The 22,440-nt window shown below is 30.0% G+C and carries 18 protein-coding genes; 9 read left to right on the forward strand and 9 right to left on the reverse strand.

All coding sequences use genetic code 11. The annotated features are described in order from the left end of the window. Positions 1-2 precede the first annotated feature (2 nt). Both ACUXZJ_RS09215 and ACUXZJ_RS09220 read right to left on the reverse strand, forming a co-directional pair. Positions 3-1,757 carry a cytochrome-c peroxidase gene (locus ACUXZJ_RS09215; RefSeq protein WP_063744069.1) on the reverse strand — a complete coding sequence of 585 codons (1,755 nt, stop codon included), beginning with the start codon at positions 1,755-1,757 and terminating at the stop codon, positions 3-5. Positions 1,758-1,937: 180 nt separating this feature from the next. Then, the gene (locus ACUXZJ_RS09220; protein WP_063744068.1) at positions 1,938-3,389 is read right to left on the reverse strand and encodes a DUF839 domain-containing protein; all 1,452 of its coding nucleotides are present in this window, start codon (positions 3,387-3,389) and stop codon (positions 1,938-1,940) included. Between the two features lie 260 nt (positions 3,390-3,649). Between ACUXZJ_RS09220 and rocD the strand changes: the two genes are divergently transcribed. Beyond that, positions 3,650-4,894 carry an ornithine--oxo-acid transaminase gene (rocD, locus tag ACUXZJ_RS09225; RefSeq protein WP_060381859.1) on the forward strand — a complete coding sequence of 415 codons (1,245 nt, stop codon included), beginning with the start codon at positions 3,650-3,652 and terminating at the stop codon, positions 4,892-4,894. Between the two features lie 147 nt (positions 4,895-5,041). Here rocD and ACUXZJ_RS09230 read toward each other — a convergent pair whose 3' ends face one another. Then, a complete protein-coding gene (locus ACUXZJ_RS09230; protein WP_081248778.1) occupies positions 5,042-5,353 on the reverse strand; it encodes a DUF2752 domain-containing protein in 312 nt (103 codons plus the stop codon). A 46-nt stretch (positions 5,354-5,399) separates the two neighbouring features. Between ACUXZJ_RS09230 and ACUXZJ_RS09235 the strand changes: the two genes are divergently transcribed. Then, complete coding sequence (locus tag ACUXZJ_RS09235) at positions 5,400-5,945, forward strand: Smr/MutS family protein (RefSeq protein ID WP_060381861.1); 546 nt, start codon at positions 5,400-5,402, stop codon at positions 5,943-5,945. 1 nt (position 5,946) lies between these two features. Here ACUXZJ_RS09235 and ACUXZJ_RS09240 read toward each other — a convergent pair whose 3' ends face one another. Further along, positions 5,947-6,867 (reverse strand): hypothetical protein, encoded by a 921-nt coding sequence (locus ACUXZJ_RS09240; protein ID WP_060381862.1) that lies wholly within the window; start codon positions 6,865-6,867, stop codon positions 5,947-5,949. Positions 6,868-6,951: 84 nt separating this feature from the next. Here ACUXZJ_RS09240 and ACUXZJ_RS09245 point away from each other — a divergent pair, with 84 nt between their 5' ends. From ACUXZJ_RS09245 to dnaK, 5 genes are all read left to right on the forward strand, one after another. After that, the gene (locus ACUXZJ_RS09245) at positions 6,952-8,607 is read left to right on the forward strand and encodes a hypothetical protein (protein WP_060381863.1); all 1,656 of its coding nucleotides are present in this window, start codon (positions 6,952-6,954) and stop codon (positions 8,605-8,607) included. Between the two features lie 83 nt (positions 8,608-8,690). After that, a complete protein-coding gene (locus ACUXZJ_RS09250; protein WP_063744067.1) occupies positions 8,691-9,578 on the forward strand; it encodes an EamA family transporter in 888 nt (295 codons plus the stop codon). Between the two features lie 168 nt (positions 9,579-9,746). Then, the gene (locus ACUXZJ_RS09255) at positions 9,747-10,655 is read left to right on the forward strand and encodes a hypothetical protein (protein WP_063744066.1); all 909 of its coding nucleotides are present in this window, start codon (positions 9,747-9,749) and stop codon (positions 10,653-10,655) included. 868 nt (positions 10,656-11,523) lie between these two features. Continuing rightward, complete coding sequence (locus ACUXZJ_RS09260; RefSeq protein WP_060381867.1) at positions 11,524-12,429, forward strand: hypothetical protein; 906 nt, start codon at positions 11,524-11,526, stop codon at positions 12,427-12,429. Between the two features lie 482 nt (positions 12,430-12,911). Beyond that, a complete protein-coding gene (dnaK, locus tag ACUXZJ_RS09265) occupies positions 12,912-14,801 on the forward strand; it encodes a molecular chaperone DnaK (protein WP_060381868.1) in 1,890 nt (629 codons plus the stop codon). 442 nt (positions 14,802-15,243) lie between these two features. On the opposite strand, the gene ACUXZJ_RS09270 is transcribed toward dnaK, so the two are convergent. From ACUXZJ_RS09270 to ACUXZJ_RS09290, 5 genes are all read right to left on the reverse strand, one after another. After that, positions 15,244-15,762: a transposase gene (locus ACUXZJ_RS09270; protein WP_256366394.1), complete on the reverse strand. Its 519-nt coding sequence runs from the start codon at positions 15,760-15,762 to the stop codon at positions 15,244-15,246. Positions 15,763-15,851: 89 nt separating this feature from the next. Next, a complete protein-coding gene (locus ACUXZJ_RS09275; protein WP_201030578.1) occupies positions 15,852-16,187 on the reverse strand; it encodes a hypothetical protein in 336 nt (111 codons plus the stop codon). 12 nt (positions 16,188-16,199) lie between these two features. Further along, on the reverse strand, positions 16,200-16,460 hold the full coding sequence (locus tag ACUXZJ_RS09280) for an IS1182 family transposase (protein WP_060383812.1): 261 nt from the start codon (positions 16,458-16,460) through the stop codon (positions 16,200-16,202). 506 nt (positions 16,461-16,966) lie between these two features. Next, the gene (locus ACUXZJ_RS09285) at positions 16,967-17,347 is read right to left on the reverse strand and encodes a RidA family protein (protein ID WP_060381871.1); all 381 of its coding nucleotides are present in this window, start codon (positions 17,345-17,347) and stop codon (positions 16,967-16,969) included. A gap of 117 nt (positions 17,348-17,464) precedes the next feature. Beyond that, on the reverse strand, positions 17,465-20,245 hold the full coding sequence (locus ACUXZJ_RS09290; protein ID WP_235604490.1) for a putative LPS assembly protein LptD: 2,781 nt from the start codon (positions 20,243-20,245) through the stop codon (positions 17,465-17,467). 40 nt (positions 20,246-20,285) lie between these two features. Here ACUXZJ_RS09290 and ACUXZJ_RS09295 point away from each other — a divergent pair, with 40 nt between their 5' ends. Both ACUXZJ_RS09295 and ACUXZJ_RS09300 read left to right on the forward strand, forming a co-directional pair. After that, positions 20,286-21,452, forward strand: a complete 1,167-nt coding sequence (locus ACUXZJ_RS09295; RefSeq protein ID WP_235820806.1) for an N-acetylmuramoyl-L-alanine amidase family protein — start codon at positions 20,286-20,288, stop codon at positions 21,450-21,452. 30 nt (positions 21,453-21,482) lie between these two features. Further along, positions 21,483-22,433: an MlaD family protein gene (locus ACUXZJ_RS09300; RefSeq protein ID WP_060381873.1), complete on the forward strand. Its 951-nt coding sequence runs from the start codon at positions 21,483-21,485 to the stop codon at positions 22,431-22,433. Positions 22,434-22,440: the final 7 nt, after the last annotated feature.

The following is a 22,440-nucleotide window of genomic DNA, read 5'->3' on the forward strand; positions in this document are numbered from 1 at the left end:
AACTATGGATTGTTTAAGGTTTGTATAAAACGAATTATGTTTTGCATTTCTTCTTTAGATAAAAGGAGCGGATTTTGGGCTAAAGTTTGGTGTTCTACTATGATTCCGTTTCCTTTGCCACCTCCTTTATTGTAAAAATTAATGACTTCTTCTAGCGTGTTAAAAACACCGTTGTGCATATAAGGAAAGGTAATCGAGGCATTACGAACGGTTGGTGTTTTAAAAGCATATTTTTTGAGTGGTGCTTTTGTAATATGATATTCTCCTAAATCGGGATCTATTTGTTTTGAATGTATACGGGAGGGAACACCTAATATTTCGCTTTCTGTTTTTTGGTATAAAGGAGGAATGCTGCCATTAAATAAAGGAAAGAAATGACAAGTTGCGCATTTTGCTTTTCCCATAAAAAGATTAAAACCTTTTTTTTCTTGTATGGTTAAAGAAGCTTTTCCTCTTAGATATTCATCAAATTTAGAATTTAGTTTGGATAGACTTCTGACAAAACTAGCAATGGATTGTAATAAATTTTCTTCGGTTATATTTTTTGAACTAGGAAAAACTTTATGAAAAAGATTTCGATACATTTGGTTTTTATTAAGTTTTTTAAGGGCTAATGTAAAGCTACCGTGCATTTCATCGGGATTATTTATAACGGCTTTGGCTTGATCTTCTAAATAACGAATGCGATTGTCTGCAAATTGGGTGTTTTGCAATCCTGCGTTTAATAAGGTTGGCGTATTGCGTGATGTTTTATTTGCAACGGCTTTCGTTTTGTGGTCTGCATAAGCCTGGTTAGGAATGTGACAACTGGCGCAGTTTATTTGATTATTGCCACTCAAAATTTTGTCAAAAAAAAGTTGTTTGCCCAAGTGAATTTGTAATTTGCTAGGGTTTTTGTTGTAAAAAGGAGCAAAGTAGTTTGGGTCGTAAGCTTCTGTTTCAAAAGGCGTTTTTTTATTAAAATTAATAGCTGTTAAAAAGGGATTGTTTTTAATATGCAATTTTTGTTGAATTCGAAAGATATTTTGAAATATCGGATTGGCGTATTGTGTGATAAATACCGCACGATCAAAGGTGTTGAACGAATTGTTTTTTTTGAGGTAAGATATTGCTTTACTAATAGCTGTATTGAATGATTTATCAAATTGAAAACCGTTAATAACTTCTTGAATACCTTTTAAGGAACTTTGTGCTTCGGGTAATGAATGTAGCGCTAGAGCGGAGTCAAAACCTGTAATTCCTAAGCTTAGAACGCGAAGTAATTGTAATTTTTGAATTTCAAATATGTTGCTGTCATTTAATTGTAAGTTGTTAATTTGTTGGGTTAATACTACGAGATGTCCTTTTAGTATTTCAATGTTTTCTAATAACAGAATTTTGTTAATTGAAGGGCGGAATATTAGTTCTTCAATTTTTTGAAATCCTGTGGCATATTCTATTTTTCTATTGGTTTCGTTGAGATCATTTTCGTCAATGGGAGCACCGTTTATTTTTATAAAACTACTAGGAAAATAGTAAGCAATAAATTCTTCTGATTTTTTAAAAGCTAACCGAGTTTTTTGGAATTGATTTCGTAATTGATCCGCTGTTACATTTTTTTTTGTTATTTCTTCAAATGTATTTATTTCATTAGTAAAGTACTTGAAATTAAGTTTGAGTAGGTTTTGCGTGTTTTGTATGCTTTGTATGGATTGGTATTGATTTTTTTTGCAGGAGATAGAACAAATGAATAGGATTAAAAAGACTATATTTTTCATGAAAATTGGGTTAGTAAAAAAAAAGAGACTGCTTTTACTCTTTTCATCTTTATCATAAAGACTAATGTATAATTAGAATTTAATTCGTTTAATAGTTTGGTTCTTGTTGAACAACAGATGATAGATGAATATTCTTTAGACAGTCTCTAGGTTTCGTTTATAGAATGTATTTAGAAAGGATTATCTTGGTAAACCATTAATAAGAATAACCTGGCTTCCTTGTTTTTCATCTGGGCGTAAACCGCCACCATCTTTACCTTTAAAATCCTCTTTTTCCCAAGAATGGGGTTGTATAGATAACATAAAGGTATTGTCTTTTCCAATAATATCAGAAATGTCTAATAAAGCACCATATTCCCAAGAGCCTTTGGGCGATTTAGCACCTAAATACTTATCAGAAGTGTCATTTCGTCTGTGATCTAATTCAAAAACTACTTTTAGTGTTTTTTTAGCGATATCATATTGATAAATATATGCGTCATGTGACTCGTCACCATAACCATTAGCATCTTCTTGTAGATACACATAGTTTTTTGTAACACAAATATTATCTATGTTTTGAAATGTTTTTGCTAAACCTGATTTGTTATCACCGTCTAACATAACAGTTAATTTTCCTTTTAAAGGATTGCTAGGATCTAATTCTAAACGATACAATCTTCCGTATTTAGTTCGGGTATTATTTGCGTTTACTCCCGTATTGTTTTGACCTGTAACATTAAAATAAATCTCTCTTTCTTTTCCTGTGGTTTTATTCCAGTCAATATCTTCTACACGTCCAAAAATAATGGCATTTGCAGCTTGGGCTGCTTGATTGTTTTGTAAGCCTGTATTGGTTTTAGCGTTTGTAATTTCAACGAACTCTATGTCATAGGTGTTATTTTCAGTCATTTTAGTTTCAATAGATTCGTTATCTGTACGTTTGATTACATATACTTTTCCATTGTTTAAATCGCCTGTTGTTGATTTATACATTACCAGTTGACCTCCATAATCTTTGTTGTCATCATCTCCAATCATAATAATGGTTTGACCAGCGTAAGCATTTTTAGACAAAGGAACTGCATTTTCAGCACTCCATCTACCAAAAGCAGGAATGGTTTTAGGAATACTGGCATTTATGTGAGTATCAGTAGGCGCTATTTTATGTACAAGAGATTCACTATCGCTTTCACCACAAGTTAAAAAGAAAGGACCAAAACCGTGAATTTCAGGCATTACTAAAGTAGCAGAACAAAGTCTTGTTCCTGCACCTTTAGAATTTAAAACATACTCACCAGCAATAGGTTTAAAGGTTTTATCAAAAGTTATTTTAGAAACAGAAAAATTATCTTCATTGTTTACTAAAAAGGTAAAACTGTCGTCTGGGTTTTTTATAAGTCCCGATCCGTCTGCGGAACCCCCAAAAACGAAGCTAGGAGAATTAATAAATTGGTCTTCACTTGAAAATAAAGAATAGGTTTGAATACTTGAAAACTCAGGCATTGTTTTTATAAGAGCAGGAGTTTTAGAATGGTTTTTAAATTCAATACGAGTATTTTCAACTGCTGAATCCGTGTTTGTGTTTTCCTCTTTATTACAAGCTATTACTGATATAATAATAGAGGTAAAGAACATGTTTTTTAAGTTCATAAATTTATTTTTTGTTTTGGCAAACCTACAAGCTTTATGTTAGCTAAACGTTTGTGGTTTTTTTTTAGATTGTTATATTACGATTTCCTTATAGTTAAAAAATAAAAATGTTTGTTAATAAAATGTTTCTTGAAAAAGATCAGATGTTTGAAATTGAATTGTTTGGAGAATGATCGTAGAAATTTGTACTTTTGACGTTTATAGGGTTGATTTCTCACCATAAGAAGGAATTGCGATTTTACCAATCAATAAGAATTATTATGTCAGTTTTAGAAAAATTAAGTTCAGCTGAAGCTATTGCATTAGAAGACAAACACGGAGCACACAATTATCATCCACTACCAGTAGTCTTAAGTAGAGGAGAAGGAGTGTACGTTTGGGATGTGGAAGGTAAGAAATATTACGATTTTTTATCAGCGTATTCTGCCGTAAATCAAGGGCATTGTCATCCAAGAATTGTCGATGCTATGGTAAAACAAGCTCAAACATTAACTTTAACTTCAAGAGCATTTTATAATGATAAGTTAGGTGTTTATGAACGATACGTAACCAACTATTTTGGTTTTGATAAGGTATTGCCAATGAACACAGGAGCTGAAGCAGTTGAAACAGCTTTGAAATTGTGTCGTAAATGGGCTTATGAAAGAAAAGGAATTAATGAAAATGAGGCTCAAATTATAGTTTGTGAAAATAACTTCCACGGAAGAACAACCACAATCATTTCATTCTCTAATGATGAAAATGCTCGTAAGAACTTTGGTCCTTATACAGCAGGATTTATAAAAATTGCATACGATGATTTAGAAGCTTTAGAACAAGCAATTACGTCATCTCCTAATGTTGCAGGTTTTTTAGTAGAACCTATTCAAGGAGAAGCAGGAGTTTATGTTCCTAGTGAAGGATATTTAGCAAAAGCAAAAGCATTATGTGAAAAACATAATGTATTGTTTATAGCCGATGAGGTTCAAACAGGTATTGCTCGTACTGGCAAATTACTGGCAGTACATCATGAAAGTGTTCAGCCTGATATTTTAATTTTAGGAAAAGCATTATCAGGAGGTGCATATCCTGTATCAGCTGTATTGGCTAATGATGGTATTATGAATGTAATAAAACCAGGTCAACACGGATCTACTTTTGGAGGAAATCCAGTAGCTGCAGCTGTGGCTATAGAAGCTTTAGAGGTGGTAAAAGAGGAGCAACTAGCCGAAAATGCAGAACGTTTAGGGAAAATATTTAGAGAAGAATTAGCTAAATTTATAGAAACATCGAATGTAGCTACTTTAGTCCGCGGTAAAGGGTTGTTAAATGCTGTTGTAATTAATGATACAGAAGAAAGTGATACAGCTTGGAATATTTGTGTGAAATTGGCAGAGAAAGGCTTATTGGCTAAACCAACACATGGCAATATTATTCGTTTTGCACCACCTTTAGTGATGAATGAAGAACAATTAAGAGATTGTGTTGCTATAATTATAGATACTCTTAAAGCGTTTGAAAAATAAAAACTAATAGGCTGTCTACAAAATAAGCATAGAAAATCTTATTTTGTTTATTTAATAACACGAAAAGCTTCATTTTTGATGCTATTTCTTACTGTTAGGGTACAAGATGAAATGATATAATTATTATCTTGTAGACAGCCTCCTTTTTTATGTTAAATGTTTAATAAAATAAGAAATAAACATAATAATTAAGTTTATATAGCCTAATGATCGGATGTATTTATTAGAAAAACTAAAAGCTTTATAATATTGTCCAGTTATTAGTAATATATAAGGCAGTACGCTAAAAAGAGGAGGATACATAAAAAAAGCATTTTTAAACTCTCCTTTTAGTAATAAAATAAAAGCTCTTTGTGCCCCACACCCCAAGCAATCTACTTTAAAAACCATTTTAAACAAACAAGGAATCATAAAATCGTTCATGATTATTTTTTCTACCCATGTAAAAACAAAGTTCATTGCAAAATTAAATATTTACTTCCTATTTTTGTCAAAAAAAAAAGTTATGTTTTCCAAAGGAGATAAAGTATCCGTTTTAGATGATAATATTAATGGAGTAGTAATTAAGATAGCTACAGATCAAGTTTGGATAGAAACAGAAGAAGGATTTGAGTTACCTTTTAAAAATAACGAATTAATCTTGATTGGAGAATCAGGAATGGATTTTTCTACAACAAATTTTTATGCAATAAAAAAAGAAAAAGAAATTTCTAAACCTAAAAATTTTATAAAAGAAAAGAAGTCTAAAAAAGATGAAACTATTTTAGAAGTAGATCTTCATATAGAAAAATTAGTACAAAGTACTAAAGGCATGAATAATTATGATATTTTAAATATTCAAATTGAAACAGCACAAAGACAGCTAGATTTTGCAATAAAAAATAAAATTCAGAAAGTGGTACTTATTCATGGTGTTGGAGAAGGGATCTTGAAAGCTGAATTAGATTTTCTATTAAATAAATATAGTTACATCAGCTTTCAAGAAGCTAGTTTTCAAAAATACGGTTTTGGTGCAACAGAAGTATATATTAACCAAAAAAATTTTTTGTAAACTAGTTTATAATTTCGCCAAATTCATAATCTCCATTAGGATTTGGACTGTATGTTTTAATCCCATTCTTAAAAAATACTTTTCTGAGTTTTATAACATGACGATAAGTGGTAGAGGTTTGTTGAGTGGTTTCTATCACAATAATACCATCGTTATCTATTGTCCCGTTTTGTGCAATCCATTCTCCAGTTAAACTAGGACTTGTAGGAGGGATAGATTGACAGAAAAAATTACTATTTAAATTACCATTGTAAACTCTATAGCTTATTTTATTAACGTTATTTATTAATGCCGTTTTTGTACCAACCGTTTGGTGTTTATATAAATTAGGATCTATATCTAACAATAAGGCGTTATTATTATTGTATTTAAATATAAGGTTATTTCCAGAACAATTTTGCATAACAGCATTTTTATAATCAAATTTTAAATCAATTAAATCAGTTGTGTAATTGCCAAAATCATATTGATCATATACCAGTTGTTTGTTAGGGGTGTTGAATGTTATATTTTTAAATAAGATCTTGTGGTTGTAACCTACTATTTTAGAAGGATCATTGGTAGAGATTATTTTGTTAGAAGTTATTTCAATAGTCCCGCCCGATACGGTCCATTGTTCTGCAATAGGAACACTGCCCGTAGAACAGATTTCATTACTGCTAATTGTAGAATAAAACTTTTTATAAACTAAATTATGAGTTGTTCCAATAGTGTACGTTTTAGTTCCTTCTTCATTAGGAAAGCTTGTTTCAGGAGTAATAAAGATAAGAGCTTCTCTATCATTAATTTTATATAGTGTGTTAGTATTGTTACATTTTTGAGTTGTAATGCTACTGAAATTAAATGTTTCCTCTATTATATTCCCATCATCACAAGAGTTAAGTAGTACTAGTGAAGTTAGTAAAAACCAAAAATTTTTCATATTTCTTAAATTTAAAACAAAAATACAATTTTAAAATTTTAATCAAAGTTATTGTTATATTTGGATCGCTAACTAAAAAGATTTATGAATTCACAAGTAACAAAAACAAATTATCCAGCTTTATATACCCTGGTAACGGTTTTCTTTTTTTGGGGTTTTATTGCTGCTGGAAATAGTATTTTTATTCCATTCTGTAAAAATTATTTTTCTCTAGATCAGTTTCAGTCTCAGCTAATAGATTTTGCATTTTATACGGCATATTACTTAGGAGCTCTATTATTATTTGCTTTTGGAAATGCTAAGGGAAAGGATATTGTAGGAAGTTGGGGGCATAAAAAAAGTATAATTTATGGGTTGTTATTTTCTGCTTTAGGAGCAGGAGCCATGATTTTAGCCGTGAAAGGAAGTATTTATGCTGGAATGTTAATAGGTTTGTTTATAGTGGCACTAGGTTTTTCGTTGCAACAAACAGCCGCTAATCCTTTCGCCATTTTATTAGGAGATCCTAAAACAGGAGCAAGTAGAGTAAATTTAGGAGGAGGAATTAATTCATTAGGAACAACAATTGGGCCAATAATTGTAGCTTTAGCCTTGTTTGGAACAACCGCTACAGTTTCAGATGATCAAATTAAACATTTAGAATTAGATAAAGTTATTTTTCTTTATGTGTGTGTAGGTTTACTATTTGTAGGTTCAGCAACATTGTTTTATTTTTCTAAAAAGGTACCCTCAGGAATTTCTAATGAACCTATGGAAAAAGCTAATAAAGCCTTAATGACATTGGTCGTTATGACCATACTTTTAGCCGCTTGTTTTACCTTTATTTTTAAAACATATCAGAATGTAAATGATTTAAATTCGTCTGATTTATTAGATTTAAATAAGTATAGAATGAACTGGCTAATTGGAGCTTTAGTAGTAGTTCTAGGCGGCATTTTTTATGCTTATACATCTGCTAAGAAAAACCCTGAAGGCTGGGGAGCTATGCAGTATCCTCAACTAGTATTAGGAATGTTGGCTATTTTTGTTTATGTAGGTGTTGAAGTTTCTATAGGAAGTAACCTAGGAGAATTATTAAAATTACCTGAATTTGGTAGTTTACAATCTTCTGATATTGCACCTTACATATCTATGTATTGGGGAGGTTTAATGATAGGACGTTGGGCTGGTGCTATTAGTGTTTTTGATTTGAAAGTAATTAAAAAGATAATAGCATTAATTGTAGTCCCTCTAATAGCATTTGGAATAGTATTAGGGGCTAATATACTTTCTGGTAAAGATATGAAACCTTTATATTTTTATGTTTTATGTGTTCTATTACAAATTATAGCCATGTTTTTATCTAAAGATAAACCAGCAAGAACATTAATGATCTTTGCCTTATTTGGTCTGATGGCTATGCTGATAGGTTTGTTTTCAACAGGTATTATTGCAGTTTATGCGTTTTTAGCGGGAGGATTAGCTTGTAGTATTATGTGGCCAGCAATTTTTAGTTTATCTATTTTTGGTTTAGGAAAATATACTTCACAAGGTTCCGCTTTTTTAATCATGATGATATTAGGTGGTGGAATAATACCTCCTATTCAAGGTAAAATTTCAGATTTAATAGGTATACATAATTCATATATTGTAGCTGTTCTTTGTTTTGCCTATTTAACATTTTTTGCAATTCTAGTTAAGAATATATTAAAAAAACAAAATATTGATGTTGACTCAATAGAAGTCAAAGAAGGACATTAGAACTTTGAAAAATATTAATTTTAGAAAAGGATAAAAGGAATTGAGTATTTTTATCCTTTTTTTATAATTATAAATCTGATTTTATGAACCTTAACAAATATTTTGTAGCTGCCTTTTCATCCTTCTTTATATGGGGCTTTTTTAGTTTGGCGATAAAAAAACTTCATGCTTATCCTTCTTTAGATATATTATTCTACCGCGTTTTTTATGCCACCTTTTTGTTGTTACTCATTAATTTGTTATTCAGAAAACACGTCGTTTTTAATAATTTTAAAACGTTTAATGAATTAAGTATAAAGATCAAGAAAAAAACAATTTTTTTAACCGTTTTAGGAGGTTTGTTACTTGTGTTAAATTGGTTTTTATTCATGTATTGCGTAAATCATGTTAGTATACAATCTGCTTCATTTGCCTATCTAATTTGTCCAATAATTACAACAATATTAGCTTATTTTATACTCAAAGAAAATTTGAATAAAGGACAATGGATAGCAGTAGGATTATTTATTATTAGCTGTGGTATTTTATCTTATGGACATATTGAAGATTTGATCTATTCCTTAATAATTGCATCAACCTTTGCAATGTATCTTATAAGTCAAAGAAAAAATAACCAGTTTGATCGTTTTGTGGTATTAACAATTCAATTGATAATTTCATCATTACTGTTATTGCCTTTTTATTTTTTTTATAAATCAGAAACTCCTATAGTATTATTATTTTGGGAGGTAATGACTCTTATAGTCATATTATTTACCATCCTTCCTTTGTTTTTAAATTTGTACGCCCTTAGAGGTGTTGACTCAAAAACAGTAGGTGTTCTAATGTATATTAATCCACTGATTAATTTCTTTTTAGCATTATTTTATTTTAGAGAGGAAATAAATCTAATTCAATTAAGTGCTTACTTATTAATAATAGTTGCTATAATTTTATTTAACATCAATTATTTTGTAAAAAAGGAGGGTTGATTTTTTACACAAAATTTTACTTTTTTGTTAAAAACATGGAAAATAGGGTTAAAATTAATCTATTTTGTCTTTTTGTTTAAGTTTTTGTTAAAACAAATGTTTGTTTTATTCTTGTTTTTTAAAAAAATGTTATAGGTTTGCGTAAATAATTTAAAAACCAACCAATTTATGAAAAAAGCTATCAAAGTAAGCACTTCGTTGCTAAGTGTGGCTACATCAGTAGCATTATTTTCTTGTTCCAAAGAAAAAGAGGCATTAACCAATCAAGAAGAATCTGCAATTGTAGAACAACCAACAGGGGGTGAACACGAATGTAGTTATGTAGATTCTTCTTGGCCAGCTTCAGCTATTTTATCTACAACCTTATCTGCTAGTGCAGGAACATCAGCAGATGCTACTTTTATGACAAATCAAAATACTGCTATTAAAACTTTTTGGAGGGGGACTTCTGTAGCAGCTCCAGTATTTAGATTTGTAAAAAACGGCACGGACTGGAATTCCACCTATAATGCAGTTTCTTATAGTAATGGAAAAATTTATTATGGAGAAGGAATTTTTAGAGATGCAAAATCTAAAGATGCTTCAAACTTAATCAATGTAATGATACTTGCTCATGAGTACGGACATCAATTACAATATGCGTTCCGTTTGCCTTCTAAAAAAGAATCAACAGCTAGAGCAGGTGAATTACAGGCAGATGGAATGGCAGGTTATTATTTAAGAAAAGGATATGGCAAATCTACTTACTCTGAAATAGCTACAGCTTATGAGTTTGCTTCTTCAATTGGAGATAGAGAAACAAAAAGTCCTGATCATCACGGTACGCCTGAACAAAGACGTTCAGCAGTTCGTTTAGGATTTTTATTAGCAGATCCTACGAATGCTAAATTAACTGCAACTCAGTTTGATTCAAACTTCTTCCGTTATTATGATGGAGTCTTAGCAGGTACTCACAGATTAGCTAAGCCAGAAGGAATGAGTGATGAAGGTCATCAATTAATTATGAGCAAAATGGAGGAGTTACGAAAAATTCAATCAGGAAAAATGTCTGATAAAGAATATTTTAATCTATACTAAATTCAGCTAATATTATTTTAAGCCAGCTATAAGTTTGTAGCTGGCTTTTTTGTAATCTTATTTTAATCGAAATCGCGTATTAGAAAATATTAGAGAAAATAACCCTCTTTTTATATATTTTTTTAGTTTGGTAATAAAATCATTTAGATTTATCGCTTTTTAGATATATTCATTTTATGACGTTTTTTATACTCCTTTTTTATTATTTAAAAAATAAATCCTTTCTAAATGATTTTGAGGTTTTTAGAAACTAAGTATGAAGACTAGAAAAAGTAATTTAGAAGGTTTGTTACTTATGCTAAAATGGAGTTTTATTGATACGTTATAAATGATGTTCGTAAATGTTCTATTTGTCTAATAATATAATAATGTTGACTTATTTATATATCCAAAGAAAAACAATACAAGAAATAATGATGAGGTAATAGAATTAGTTATAATATTAAGAATTATTTCATAGCTAAACTATTATCTTGTTATTTTTTTAAAATTATAAATATTATCTACAAGATCATTTTTTAGTAGGTAATTCTTTTGTAATTATATTGCTTACTATCCTATTTTTTCTTTGTTTTTAAATTTGCATGAACTTAAAGATACTAACTTAAAAAAGTAGGCGTTTTAATGAATATTAATCTACTGATCATTTATTTTTGATATTATTTTATTTTAAAGAAGAAATAAATTTAATTATATGAAGTGTTTATTCTTTTATGATATACTATAATTTTATTTATGATTTAAATTTAACAAAAAATTAATTAAATTATAATTATGTGTTTTTTTTGAAACATTGTTGTATTTTGTAATTTATTTATGATTTTTAAAATTTAAATTTGTAGAAATTATTTTAAAACAAACTAAGTTTATGAAAAAAAAAATCAAAGTAAGCACTCTGTTGTTGGGTGTAGTTTCTTTAATATTATGTTCTTGTTCTAAAGAAAAAGAAGAAGTAAAAAAACAAGAAGAAGCAGTAATTATTGAAAAACCAATAGAGGTAGAAAAAGAATGTGATTTTGTTGATGATAATTGGCCAGCTTCGGCTACTCTATCAAAAACCTTATCTGATGGAGCAGGAACAGTAACAGATGCTATTTTAATGAATGATCAAAATACAGCTATTAAAACTTTTTGGAGAGGAATTTTTGTAGCAGCTCCAGTTTTTAGGTTTGTAAAAAATGGCACGGATTGGAAATCTACTTATAATGCTATTTCTTATAATACTGGAAAAATTTATTATGGAGAAGGAATTTTTAGAGATGCAAAATCTAAAGATGCCTCAAATTTAGTTAACATAATGATTCTTGCTCATGAGTATGGACATCAATTACAATATACGTTTCGTTTACCTTCTGTAAAAGAATCAACCGCCAGAGCAAGTGAGTTAGAAGCAGATGGAATGGCAGGATATTATTTAAGAAAAGGGTATGGGAAAACTACTTATTCTCAAATAGCCGCAGCTTATGAATTTGCATATTCAATTGGAGATAATCAAATAACAAAATCAGATCATCATGGTAAACCTGCACAAAGACGCTCAGCAGTTCGTTTAGGATTTTTGTTAGCAGATCCTGCAAATACTAAATTAACAGCAACTCAGTTTGATACTGAATTCTTTTATTACTATAATGGAGTATTAAATGCTTCTTATAGAATGGCTAAACCAGAAGGAATGAGTGACGAAGGCCACCGATTAATTATGAGTAAAATGGAAGAATTACAAAAAATTAAATCAGGAAAAATGTCTGATGAAGAATATTTTAACCTATACTAAATCAATTAAAAATATTTTTAGCCAGCTACAAACTTATAGCTGGCTTTTTTGTGATCTTATTTCACCTATAAAATAATCAAATTAAAAAAATAGAAAATTATTAGATATAAAAAATGATTTTAAGTTTAATAAAGAATTCGATTTTTTTATTCTCTATGCAATAAAACCATATCTGTGAAAAAAAACTATATTTTTTGTCATTATAACAAGGCTTACAAAATAAATTCGATAAAATGTAATCATATCATTATTTTCAGTATTATCTAATACAAAATAGATAAAAAACTTTGGTCTTTTTGTCAATTTTTAAACAAAAAAAAGTTATTTATTTGTCATTTTGTCATAAAGGAGTAGAACAGTACTGACAAACAGAGAAGTTTTTTGTATTGGCATAGTCCTTGTCATTTCGAAAGTGTTTGAGAACAAGACTAAGATAAAAAATAGTCAATTAAAAAGAATTAAAATTTAAGGAGAATTATATTATGAGTAAAATTATTGGAATCGACTTAGGTACTACTAATTCATGTGTTGCAGTAATGGAAGGTGGAGAACCAGTTGTAATTGCAAACGCAGAAGGTAGAAGAACTACTCCATCTGTAATTGCTTTTGTTGAAGGAGGAGAAATAAAAGTAGGAGATGCAGCAAAACGTCAAGCTGTAACAAACCCAACTAAAACAATAGCGTCTGTTAAGCGTTTTATGGGTAATAAATACTCCGAAAGTGCAAAAGAAGCTTCAACCGTAGCATATAAAGTAGTAAAAGGAGATAATGATACACCACGTGTAGACATTGATGGACGTTTATATACACCACAAGAATTGTCAGCCATGACACTTCAAAAAATGAAGAAGACAGCTGAAGACTATTTAGGACATGCAGTAACTGAAGCAGTTATTACAGTTCCTGCTTATTTTAATGATGCTCAACGTCAGGCTACTAAAGAAGCAGGTGAAATTGCAGGTTTAAAAGTAATGCGTATTATTAATGAACCTACAGCAGCAGCTTTAGCTTATGGTTTAGATAAAGCAGCTCACGATAAAAAAATAGCCGTTTATGATTTAGGTGGAGGTACTTTTGATATTTCTATTTTAGAATTAGGTGATGGAGTATTTGAAGTATTGTCAACTAACGGTGATACTCATTTAGGAGGAGATGATTTTGATCAAGTAATCATTGATTGGTTAGCTAGTGAATTTCAATCAGCAGAAGGGTTAGATTTACGTCAAGATCCAATGGCTTTACAACGTTTAAAAGAAGCTGCTGAAAAAGCAAAAATTGAATTATCAGCATCAGCACAAACTGAAATCAATTTACCTTATATTACGGCTACAGCCTCTGGACCAAAACACTTAGTGCAAACTTTAACACGTGCTAAATTTGAACAATTAGCAGATAGTTTGGTAAAACGATCAATGGAGCCTGTTGTTAAAGCATTAAAAGATGCAGGTTTATCAACCTCTGATATTGATGAAGTAATCTTAGTAGGTGGTTCAACTCGTATTCCAGTTATCCAAGAACAAGTAGAAAAATTCTTTGGTAAAAAACCATCTAAAGGTGTAAATCCAGATGAAGTAGTGGCAATTGGAGCGGCTATTCAAGGAGGTGTGTTAACAGGTGATGTGAAAGATGTATTATTACTAGATGTAACACCACTTTCTTTAGGTATTGAAACAATGGGAAGTGTAATGACTAAACTAATTGAGTCTAATACTACAATTCCTACTAGAAAATCACAGGTTTTCTCAACAGCAGTAGATAATCAGCCATCAGTAGAAATTCACGTATTACAAGGTGAAAGACCAATGGCTAACGATAACAAAACAATTGGTCGCTTTCATTTAGATGGTATTCCACCAGCACCAAGAGGAGTGCCGCAAATTGAAGTTACTTTTGATATTGACGCAAATGGTATTATCAAAGTGTCAGCTACAGATAAAGGAACAGGTAAATCACATGACATTCGAATTGAAGCTTCTTCTGGATTAACACAAGAAGAAATTGATAGAATGCGTAAGGAAGCTGAAATGAATGCCGAAGCTGATAAAGCAGCTAAAGAAAAAGCTGATAAGCTGAATGAAGCAGATAGTATGATTTTCCAAACCGAAAAACAATTGACAGAATTTGGAGATAAATTATCAGAGGGTAATAAAACAAATATTGAAAATTCTTTAAGTGAGTTAAAAGCTGCTTATGAAACTAAGGAAATTTCTGCTATTACTCCAGCTTTAGAAAAAATCAATGAAGCGTGGAAAAATGCTTCAGAAGAAATGTATAAAGCTCAAGCAGAAGGGCAGCAAGCTCCTCAAGGACAGCCACAAGCCGATGCAAGTGGTGACGCTACTCAAGATGTAGAGTTTGAAGAAGTAAAATAAAATATTATAAATAAGAAAGTTGTCCGAAACAAAAAATGCACTGCATCCAAAAGTTTAGACAGATTTATAATTAATTTTGAAAATAATGAGGCTGTCCTAAAAGGGCAGCTTTTTTTATGTCGCAAATTCACGATATTGGTGATTGCTAGTAAAATTTAATTTTTCTAAAACAATTAGACGCTAAAATCGAGTTATATAGTTGTATGTTGAACAAGAACGAGTTGTTTTAAAAACTTTTTTCAGTGAACTTGCAGTTGTAGCTACCATTTTTCTGAAATTATGACCAAGCACCATTAGTAGAAACTCCATTTCTACCATTTCAATTCCAAAAAATGTAAACCGATTTTTGAGTTTAGTAATTCTTTAGCTTCGTTTTTTAGGTAATTTAGATGGTGATTGACTTCTATTTTTCGATTCCCTTTTGCTTTGTGGAATAAACTTCTTAATGGCATCCTACGCATCGTTTAGCTTGATAATAAGTCACTTCTGATTCATATCCATTGCTAAAGATTCGCTTGCCTGTTCCTATGTTTTCTATTTTTTGCCTCATCGGACAGATATAAAAATCGTATTGTTGATTGTAAAATAAATTTTGCACTAAAAAAGGATTTTCTTTAAGTTTCTTTTTCTGCTTTGCATGAAAATAATTGTACTTTATAAAGGGCTCAATTTGCTTGTTTTTAAGCATTTCGTAGTTTTCTTCACTGCCATATCCAGCATCGGCGACAACTTCTTTACTTTGTCTATTATAGTTTTCATCAAAACTGTTTAAGTGTGACTCTAATGTGTTGGTATCGTTGGTTGTTTGATGTATAGAAACGTGTGTAATAAATTGATTTTCAATTGATATTTGAGGATTGTAAGTTGGTTTGAGTTGTCCATTTCTCATGTGGTCTTCCTTCATTCTCATAAAAGTAGCGTCAGGGTCTGTCTTACTATAAGAGTTTCTATTTCCGAGTATTTCTAAATCCTTTTCGTATTTCTCTAATCTTGGAAGATGTTCTTCCTGTAATTTCTGTAGTTCTTTTACCTGTTTCTTAGTAGGTTCTTTTAACTTTTATTCAATTCTGATAGCTTTTCTTTTAACACTTCTGAATTGATTTTTTTAAGTAATTCTTCCTTGTTAAGTTCTTGATTATCTGATTGTATACTATTTTCTATATCGGATAAAATTGTATTGATTTTAGTTTCTAGTTTTTCCTTGTATTTTTCAACCGAACCACGCCAAACAAAAGTGTATTTATTAGATTTTACTTCGATTTTTGTACCATCAATATACTGAACTTCAAGACTTACATATCCTAACTCAACTAACATTTTACCACTTCTGCGAATAAAACCTTGAATTGTCCTAAAGACTGAAGTAGAATTACCCGAGATAAACATAAAATGAATGTTCTAATTAAGTGCTTTGGCTATTTTTTGGCAGGAATAAACATTTGATAAATAATTGTAAAATAATACTTTGATTAGCATTTTGGGGTGGTAGGCAGAGCATCCACCACCGCGATAAAGCTTAACTATGTCGCTAATATCAAGTCTGTCAACAATAGAATTGACCAGTCGAACAGGGTGGTTGTCATCAATTTTATCGAAAATGTTGATTGGAAAAAGTTCTGGAGAATTGCTTGTCTGGTTTTTAAATGTTACTTTAGCCATTGCTTGTTTTTTGTCACCTCTAAAATACATGTTTTAGAGTAAAACAGCAATAAAAAAGGCTGTTCTAAACTTTTTGGACAGCCTCTTCATAATCAAAATTATGTGATTTCTCCCTTGGGTCGAAATGACAAGATTGCGAGCTTTTTGGGCAGTCTCTTTTTTTAAATAATTAGTAAGTCTTATCAGAAGGAATCAAATAAAAATATTATATCATTTAAATTTTGAATTTTCTTTTTAAAAATAGTACATCTACAAAAGCAATAAAAAATTAGTATTTGGTTCTCGATGCGCTTCGCGCTCGAACTAACGATGATTTCAATTATATACTCAACTGTCTGTTCGAGTTGTTTTTAAAATGAAAAAAAATCTATCGAGAACTTTACTTTTAATCCAGTATATTTTAAGTTTAAATGGTATAAAATTTTAGTTTAACCACTAGTTAAAGTAAAAATGAGACGATATCTAAGAAAGATCATCTCATTTTTGCTTTGTATTGAAATATAATTTTACTTAACAGCAATCATAGAAATTTCAATGTTTACGTTTTTAGGAAGCGTAGCAACCTGTACTGTTTCGCGAGCAGGAGCAGTAGCTTCTTCGAAATATTTTCCATAAATAGAGTTGATCTTTGTGAAATCGCCCATATTCATAATGAAAATAGTTGTTTTAATAACGTTTTCAAAAGTCATATCAGCAGCTTCAAGTACTGCTTTTAAATTTTGCATAACTTGTTCTGTTTCTTCCTCAATTGAAGTTAAAATCAATTCGTTATTTTCGGGATTAATAGCTATTTGTCCAGATGTATATAAAGTGTCTTTAATGAGTACTGCTTGATTATAAGGTCCAATAGGAGCTGGTGCTTTTTTTGTGAAAATTATTTTTTTCATATACTAAAAATTCATTTTTTATTGGTTAAAATATATTATTATCTTATTAACTCCTGTTTTTTTGTTTTTAAAACCTCCTTATTCTATAGTGTTTTATATATTTTGTTAAGTAAATTATTATAGTCTTCTGTCAGGTAAGCTTCTTTTATCCCACTTAATATCACTTAGTACAGAAGAACTAATTCCTATGAAAAAATACCATGAGGCTCTATCTCCAAATGGATTCCATTGGAAATCCATACGCCAACTTAATAAATCTCTTTGAAAACGTAATTGAGTATATGTAACGCCCTTTTGTACAAAATCATATCCAGTTGATATTCCTGTTTTCCAACGAGGAGTAAGATCTACATTTCCTGAAATCATGAGTGAATTTTGAGTAATAGTATTTTCTCTTTTATTATTAGAGTAGGTTAAAGAATAAGCAAGGTTTAAATCCCAAGGAATCACTGAAGAATAAAAGCCTTTGAAATTAGAGTCTTCCTTGTCTTTTTTATCGAAAGGATTTTGATTTCGATTACTGAAATCATTAGAACTACCAAAAAGATCATCTGCTCTACCGCCATTTCTTAAACCTGAATTGTTAAGGTTATTTTGCTCAGATTTTCCTTTCCCGCTTAATTCATTACTATTAATAGAGTAGTTTAAAGTGATATTAGCACTGGTCATACGAAACAAGCTACCACCATTATTAATGTTAAGTTTCTCTATCATATTACCTTTTTTATTAATAGCATAAGGATTTAAGGTCATACCAAAATTAATATTGAGCTTGTTTTTGAGTAGGGTAGTACCACCGCTTAATCTTAAAGGTGACCATTTTAAGGAGTCAGCATCAATGTTGTAGTTAGTAGATATATTTAAGTTGTTAATTAAAATTATTTTTTTAGGAGTTGTTTTTGTAGAATCTTTGTCTCTTACTTTTGCTTCAAAAACGTTGTTAAGAGAAAGAGAGAGATTGTTATTTCTTCTTTCAGAAGGACTTCCAAAAATGCCTTTTTCAAAACGTGTATAATTGGCCATTTTTCCACTGCCGTCAATTGCGTATGTGTCGTAATATTTTTCAAAACTAGGAGCATAGGCATAGCTAACATTTGGACGCATAGTATGTCTTATAGATTGTATTTTTCCACTTTTTTTAAAATTAAAAGTTCCATAAATAGTGGTTCCTATACTACTTGAAAAATCATAAGTTCTAAAAGAGTCAAAACCTGATTTTTCTATATCTTCTACCTTTTTTAGAGTTGTATTGTATTGTTTTCTTATAGTTTTAAAATACCAAGTTTCATTAAAATTAGAAGAAGCTGTGATACTAAAGTATTTAAGGAGTTTAAAGTTTGTACTAAAAGGGATGTTATGCTGAATCCCATTTTGCATATTTCTAAACATAGCAGGTTTGAAGAATAAAGAATCCGTTGTTTGGACACGATTTTCACCACGTAAGCTATAAGTGAAATTTAAGTTTTTAATAAAACCTTTTTTAGTGCCACTTTTAGAAGCAAACGGAAAAACACGATCTACACCAATTTGAAGGGTAGGCAGTGTCATATTAATTTGTTTTGTATTTGTGTTTTGAGAGTGTGAAGCAGTTAAAGATAGGTTTACCTGCGGAGTCCAGTTAAATGTTTTTCCGTATGAAATAGAAGAACTTAACGTATTATTTAAAAAATTAGAAGTATTTAATTGATTAAATGACTGTTGGTAGTATTTACTACTTCCTAAGTTTACCGAGGCAGAAAACCTTGAATTAGGTGTTGCTTTAGCATCTGGAGAATGATTCCATTGTAAATTATATAATGTAGATTTTCCATAACCAGGTAGTCCTCTTTCTCCATTTATTTGATTTTCATAACGAAAATTAAAATTGCCTCTATATTTATATCGTTTAGCATAATTTGTTTCGGCTCTTAGTCCATAACTACCATTTGTAAAGTAATCTCCTAGTAATGCTAGATCTAGATTATTGCTAATTGCAAAATAATATCCACCATTTTGTAATGAGTATCCTTGTGTGTTATTTTGTCCAAAAGTAGGCATTATAATCCCAGAAGTTGCTTGTTCAGTCATAGGGAAAAAAGCATAAGGTACCCCTATAGGAGTAGGGACATCAGCAATTACCATATTGGTTAGACCTGCTACTATTTTCTTTTTTGGAACAAATTTTATTTTTCGAGCTAAAAAATAATACTCAGGATTATCTAAATTTTTGGAAGTCGTAAATCTTGCATTTTTAATAAAAAAAACAGAATCATTTTCTTTTTTTGTTATTTCGCCTTTAATCTTAAATTCACCTTGATCAGTTCTAGAATTCCAAATTAATGCCTTTTTTGTTTTAAAATTAAAACGAATTGAGTCGGGTTCAACAACGTTGTTTCCTTGTTTAAAAACAGGATATTGTATGTATTTACCTGTAGAGTCTTTTAGTCTACCAGCATATACTTCGTCCTTGTTATAATTTATAACAATAATACCAGACTTAAGTTCAATGTCCTTATATTTTACTTCAGCTTCATCTTTTAAAATAGCAAGCTTTTTTTTGTTGTCTAACTTAACAGAGTGTTTTGATTTATAGAATATTTTGCCCTCTAAAAAAGATTTTTTCTTTTTTATACTGTCTTTACTTTTGGTAACGTCTTCTTTTTTATTTAAAATATTAGAATTAACTTTAATGCTATCTTTCTGTTTTACAGATAGTAGACTAGTGTTTTTTTTAGGAAGTTCCTGCGATCGTAGATTAAGACTACAAACGGTTATGAAAAAAGGAACTAAAACGATGTAAAATAAGTTTGTACGCAAAGCTATAAATACTATTTTTGTAAAAATATGGCTTAATTTTTGAAGCCACAAACTTACAGCTATTTTTAGAAATAAGTAAGTATTTAATAAAATTATAACCATTTAATTCATTAGTGAAATGAAGGTGAAAAATAGAAATAAAATGAAATATGTTTTTTTTACAGCCTTATTTATTTTGTCAGGTATTCTTCAGGCACAAAATAATGGTAAATTTAAGGTGTGTTTAGATGCAGGACATGGTAATCAAGACTTTGGAGCTACGTATCATGGTTATGTGGAAAAACAAATTAATTTGGCTATTGTTTTAAAATTAGGAGCTATTTTAGAAAAAGATCCTACTATTGATGTTATTTACACTCGTAAAACAGATACTTTTATAGAACTCGTTGAACGCGCTAATATTGCCAATAAAAATAAAGCTAATATTTTTGTTTCCATTCATTGTAATGCTAATAAAAATTTAGAAGCGTATGGATCAGAAACCTATGTAATGGGACTTTCAAAAAGTGCCTCTAGTCTAGCCGTAGCAAGAAAAGAGAATGAAGTTATTAAATTAGAAGATAATTATAAAACTAAATACGCGGGTTATAATCCTAATGCTCCTGAATCCTTGATTAGTGCTACAATTGCACAGGAAGAATATTTAGATCAAAGTATTGAGTTAGCCAGTAGAATTCAAGACAATTTTGATCAAAAAGTAAACCGTAAAAATAGAGGAGTACATCAAGCTCCCTTTATGGTTTTACATAAAGCCTTTATGCCAAGAGTTTTAGTAGAAACAGGTTTTATATCTAATCCAATAGAAGGAGCTTATTTAAATTCAGAAGAAGGACAAGAAAATATGGCAAGATCTATAGCAGATGCAATCTATAGGATGAAAGCAGAACATTTTGGAGGTTCTATCCCTTTTTTGGATATAAAAAAATCAGAAAAACCAGCACCAAAAGATACAACACCAAAAACTAAAGAAATATTGACACCAGTAAAAGAGGTTGTAAAACAAGACCCCGTAAAAATAGAAACAAAAAATAAAGTAGTCGATAATCAAAAAGTTATTTTTAAAATACAATTGAAAGCAAGTAACATGCAAATAGATATTAAACCTGAAAATTTTAATGGTTTATCTAGTATTTCTTCTGTTTTTGAAGGGGGATACTATAAATACATGTATGGAGAAACAAATGATTATCAAGAATCTAGAAAAATGTTAATAGAAGCTAAAACCAAAGGGTATGAATCAGCTTTTATTGTTCCCTATAAAAATGGAACTAAAATTACCCTTAATGAAGCAGTGAAATCTGCCAAGTAATTAGTATTTTTGCAAAAAAAAGTTTATATTTTGAAAATAACACGTGAAATTAAAACAGCAATCCTAGTAATTGCCTCTATTTTATTATTTATCTGGGGATATAGTTTTTTAAAAGGAAGTAATCTGTTAAATAGCCATAAAAGATTATTTGTGGAATTTGATAATGTAGAAGGTTTACTCTCTTCTGCGTCCGTTACCATTAGTGGTAAAGTAGTTGGTAAAGTAAAATCTTTAAATTTAACAGAAAACGGTAAAATTTTAGCTGAATTACAAATTAATCAAGATGATTTTCCAATCTCTAAAACAAGTGTAGCTCAAATATATGAGCCTGGTTTTATTGGTGGAAAACAAATAGCCATTATTCCTAATTTTAATGATAAAAATATAACAGTTGACGGAGACCGTTTAAAGGCAGATGTTAAACTAGGATTAACAGATAATTTAGGTAAAAAGTTAGCTCCAACTCAACAAAAAATAGAATCATTAGTTCAAGATGCAGATCAATTAATGGTCAATGTTAATCAAATTTTAAATGATCAGGCAAAGAACGATCTTCAACAAGCTATAGCTCAGCTTAGTCAAACAATGGCAGAGTTTAATAAATTAGGTAAAGGAGCTAACCAATTATTAGCAACTAATCAAAAAAGCTTAAATCATTCATTAGGAAATATAGAAAAAATCACAACAGATTTTTCTAAAGTATCTACCGAACTAGAAAAAGCGGAGTTAGGAAAAACTTTAAAAAATTTAGAAGGAACCTTAGTTAATGTTAATAAACTAATGGCAGATATGCAAGCGGGACAAGGAACTTTAGGAAAAGCAATGAAAGATGAGGCAATGTATAATAACTTCACGAAAGCCGCTAAAGAAATTGAACTGTTATTACAAGATTTACGTTTACATCCTACCCGTTATGTAAATGTTTCCCTTTTTGGTAAAAAAGAAAAACCTTATAAAGGACCTGAATTACAAACAAAATAATTTTAAA

This window comes from Flavobacterium sp. TN-1, from assembly GCF_052828645.1.

Bases quoted from the DNA above. Each gene is read 5' to 3' on its own strand.
- ACUXZJ_RS09215 (WP_063744069.1), bottom strand. From the start codon at position 1,757: ATGAAAAATATAGTCTTTTTAATCCTATTCATTTGTTCTATCTCCTGC.
- ACUXZJ_RS09220 (WP_063744068.1), bottom strand. From the start codon at position 3,389: ATGAACTTAAAAAACATGTTCTTTACCTCTATTATTATATCAGTAATA.
- rocD (WP_060381859.1), top strand. From the start codon at position 3,650: ATGTCAGTTTTAGAAAAATTAAGTTCAGCTGAAGCTATTGCATTAGAA.
- ACUXZJ_RS09230 (WP_081248778.1), bottom strand. From the start codon at position 5,353: ATGAACTTTGTTTTTACATGGGTAGAAAAAATAATCATGAACGATTTT.
- ACUXZJ_RS09235 (WP_060381861.1), top strand. From the start codon at position 5,400: ATGTTTTCCAAAGGAGATAAAGTATCCGTTTTAGATGATAATATTAAT.
- ACUXZJ_RS09240 (WP_060381862.1), bottom strand. From the start codon at position 6,867: ATGAAAAATTTTTGGTTTTTACTAACTTCACTAGTACTACTTAACTCT.
- ACUXZJ_RS09245 (WP_060381863.1), top strand. From the start codon at position 6,952: ATGAATTCACAAGTAACAAAAACAAATTATCCAGCTTTATATACCCTG.
- ACUXZJ_RS09250 (WP_063744067.1), top strand. From the start codon at position 8,691: ATGAACCTTAACAAATATTTTGTAGCTGCCTTTTCATCCTTCTTTATA.
- ACUXZJ_RS09255 (WP_063744066.1), top strand. From the start codon at position 9,747: ATGAAAAAAGCTATCAAAGTAAGCACTTCGTTGCTAAGTGTGGCTACA.
- ACUXZJ_RS09260 (WP_060381867.1), top strand. From the start codon at position 11,524: ATGAAAAAAAAAATCAAAGTAAGCACTCTGTTGTTGGGTGTAGTTTCT.
- dnaK (WP_060381868.1), top strand. From the start codon at position 12,912: ATGAGTAAAATTATTGGAATCGACTTAGGTACTACTAATTCATGTGTT.
- ACUXZJ_RS09275 (WP_201030578.1), bottom strand. From the start codon at position 16,187: ATGTTTATCTCGGGTAATTCTACTTCAGTCTTTAGGACAATTCAAGGT.
- ACUXZJ_RS09280 (WP_060383812.1), bottom strand. From the start codon at position 16,460: ATGGCTAAAGTAACATTTAAAAACCAGACAAGCAATTCTCCAGAACTT.
- ACUXZJ_RS09285 (WP_060381871.1), bottom strand. From the start codon at position 17,347: ATGAAAAAAATAATTTTCACAAAAAAAGCACCAGCTCCTATTGGACCT.
- ACUXZJ_RS09290 (WP_235604490.1), bottom strand. From the start codon at position 20,245: ATGGTTATAATTTTATTAAATACTTACTTATTTCTAAAAATAGCTGTA.
- ACUXZJ_RS09295 (WP_235820806.1), top strand. From the start codon at position 20,286: ATGAAATATGTTTTTTTTACAGCCTTATTTATTTTGTCAGGTATTCTT.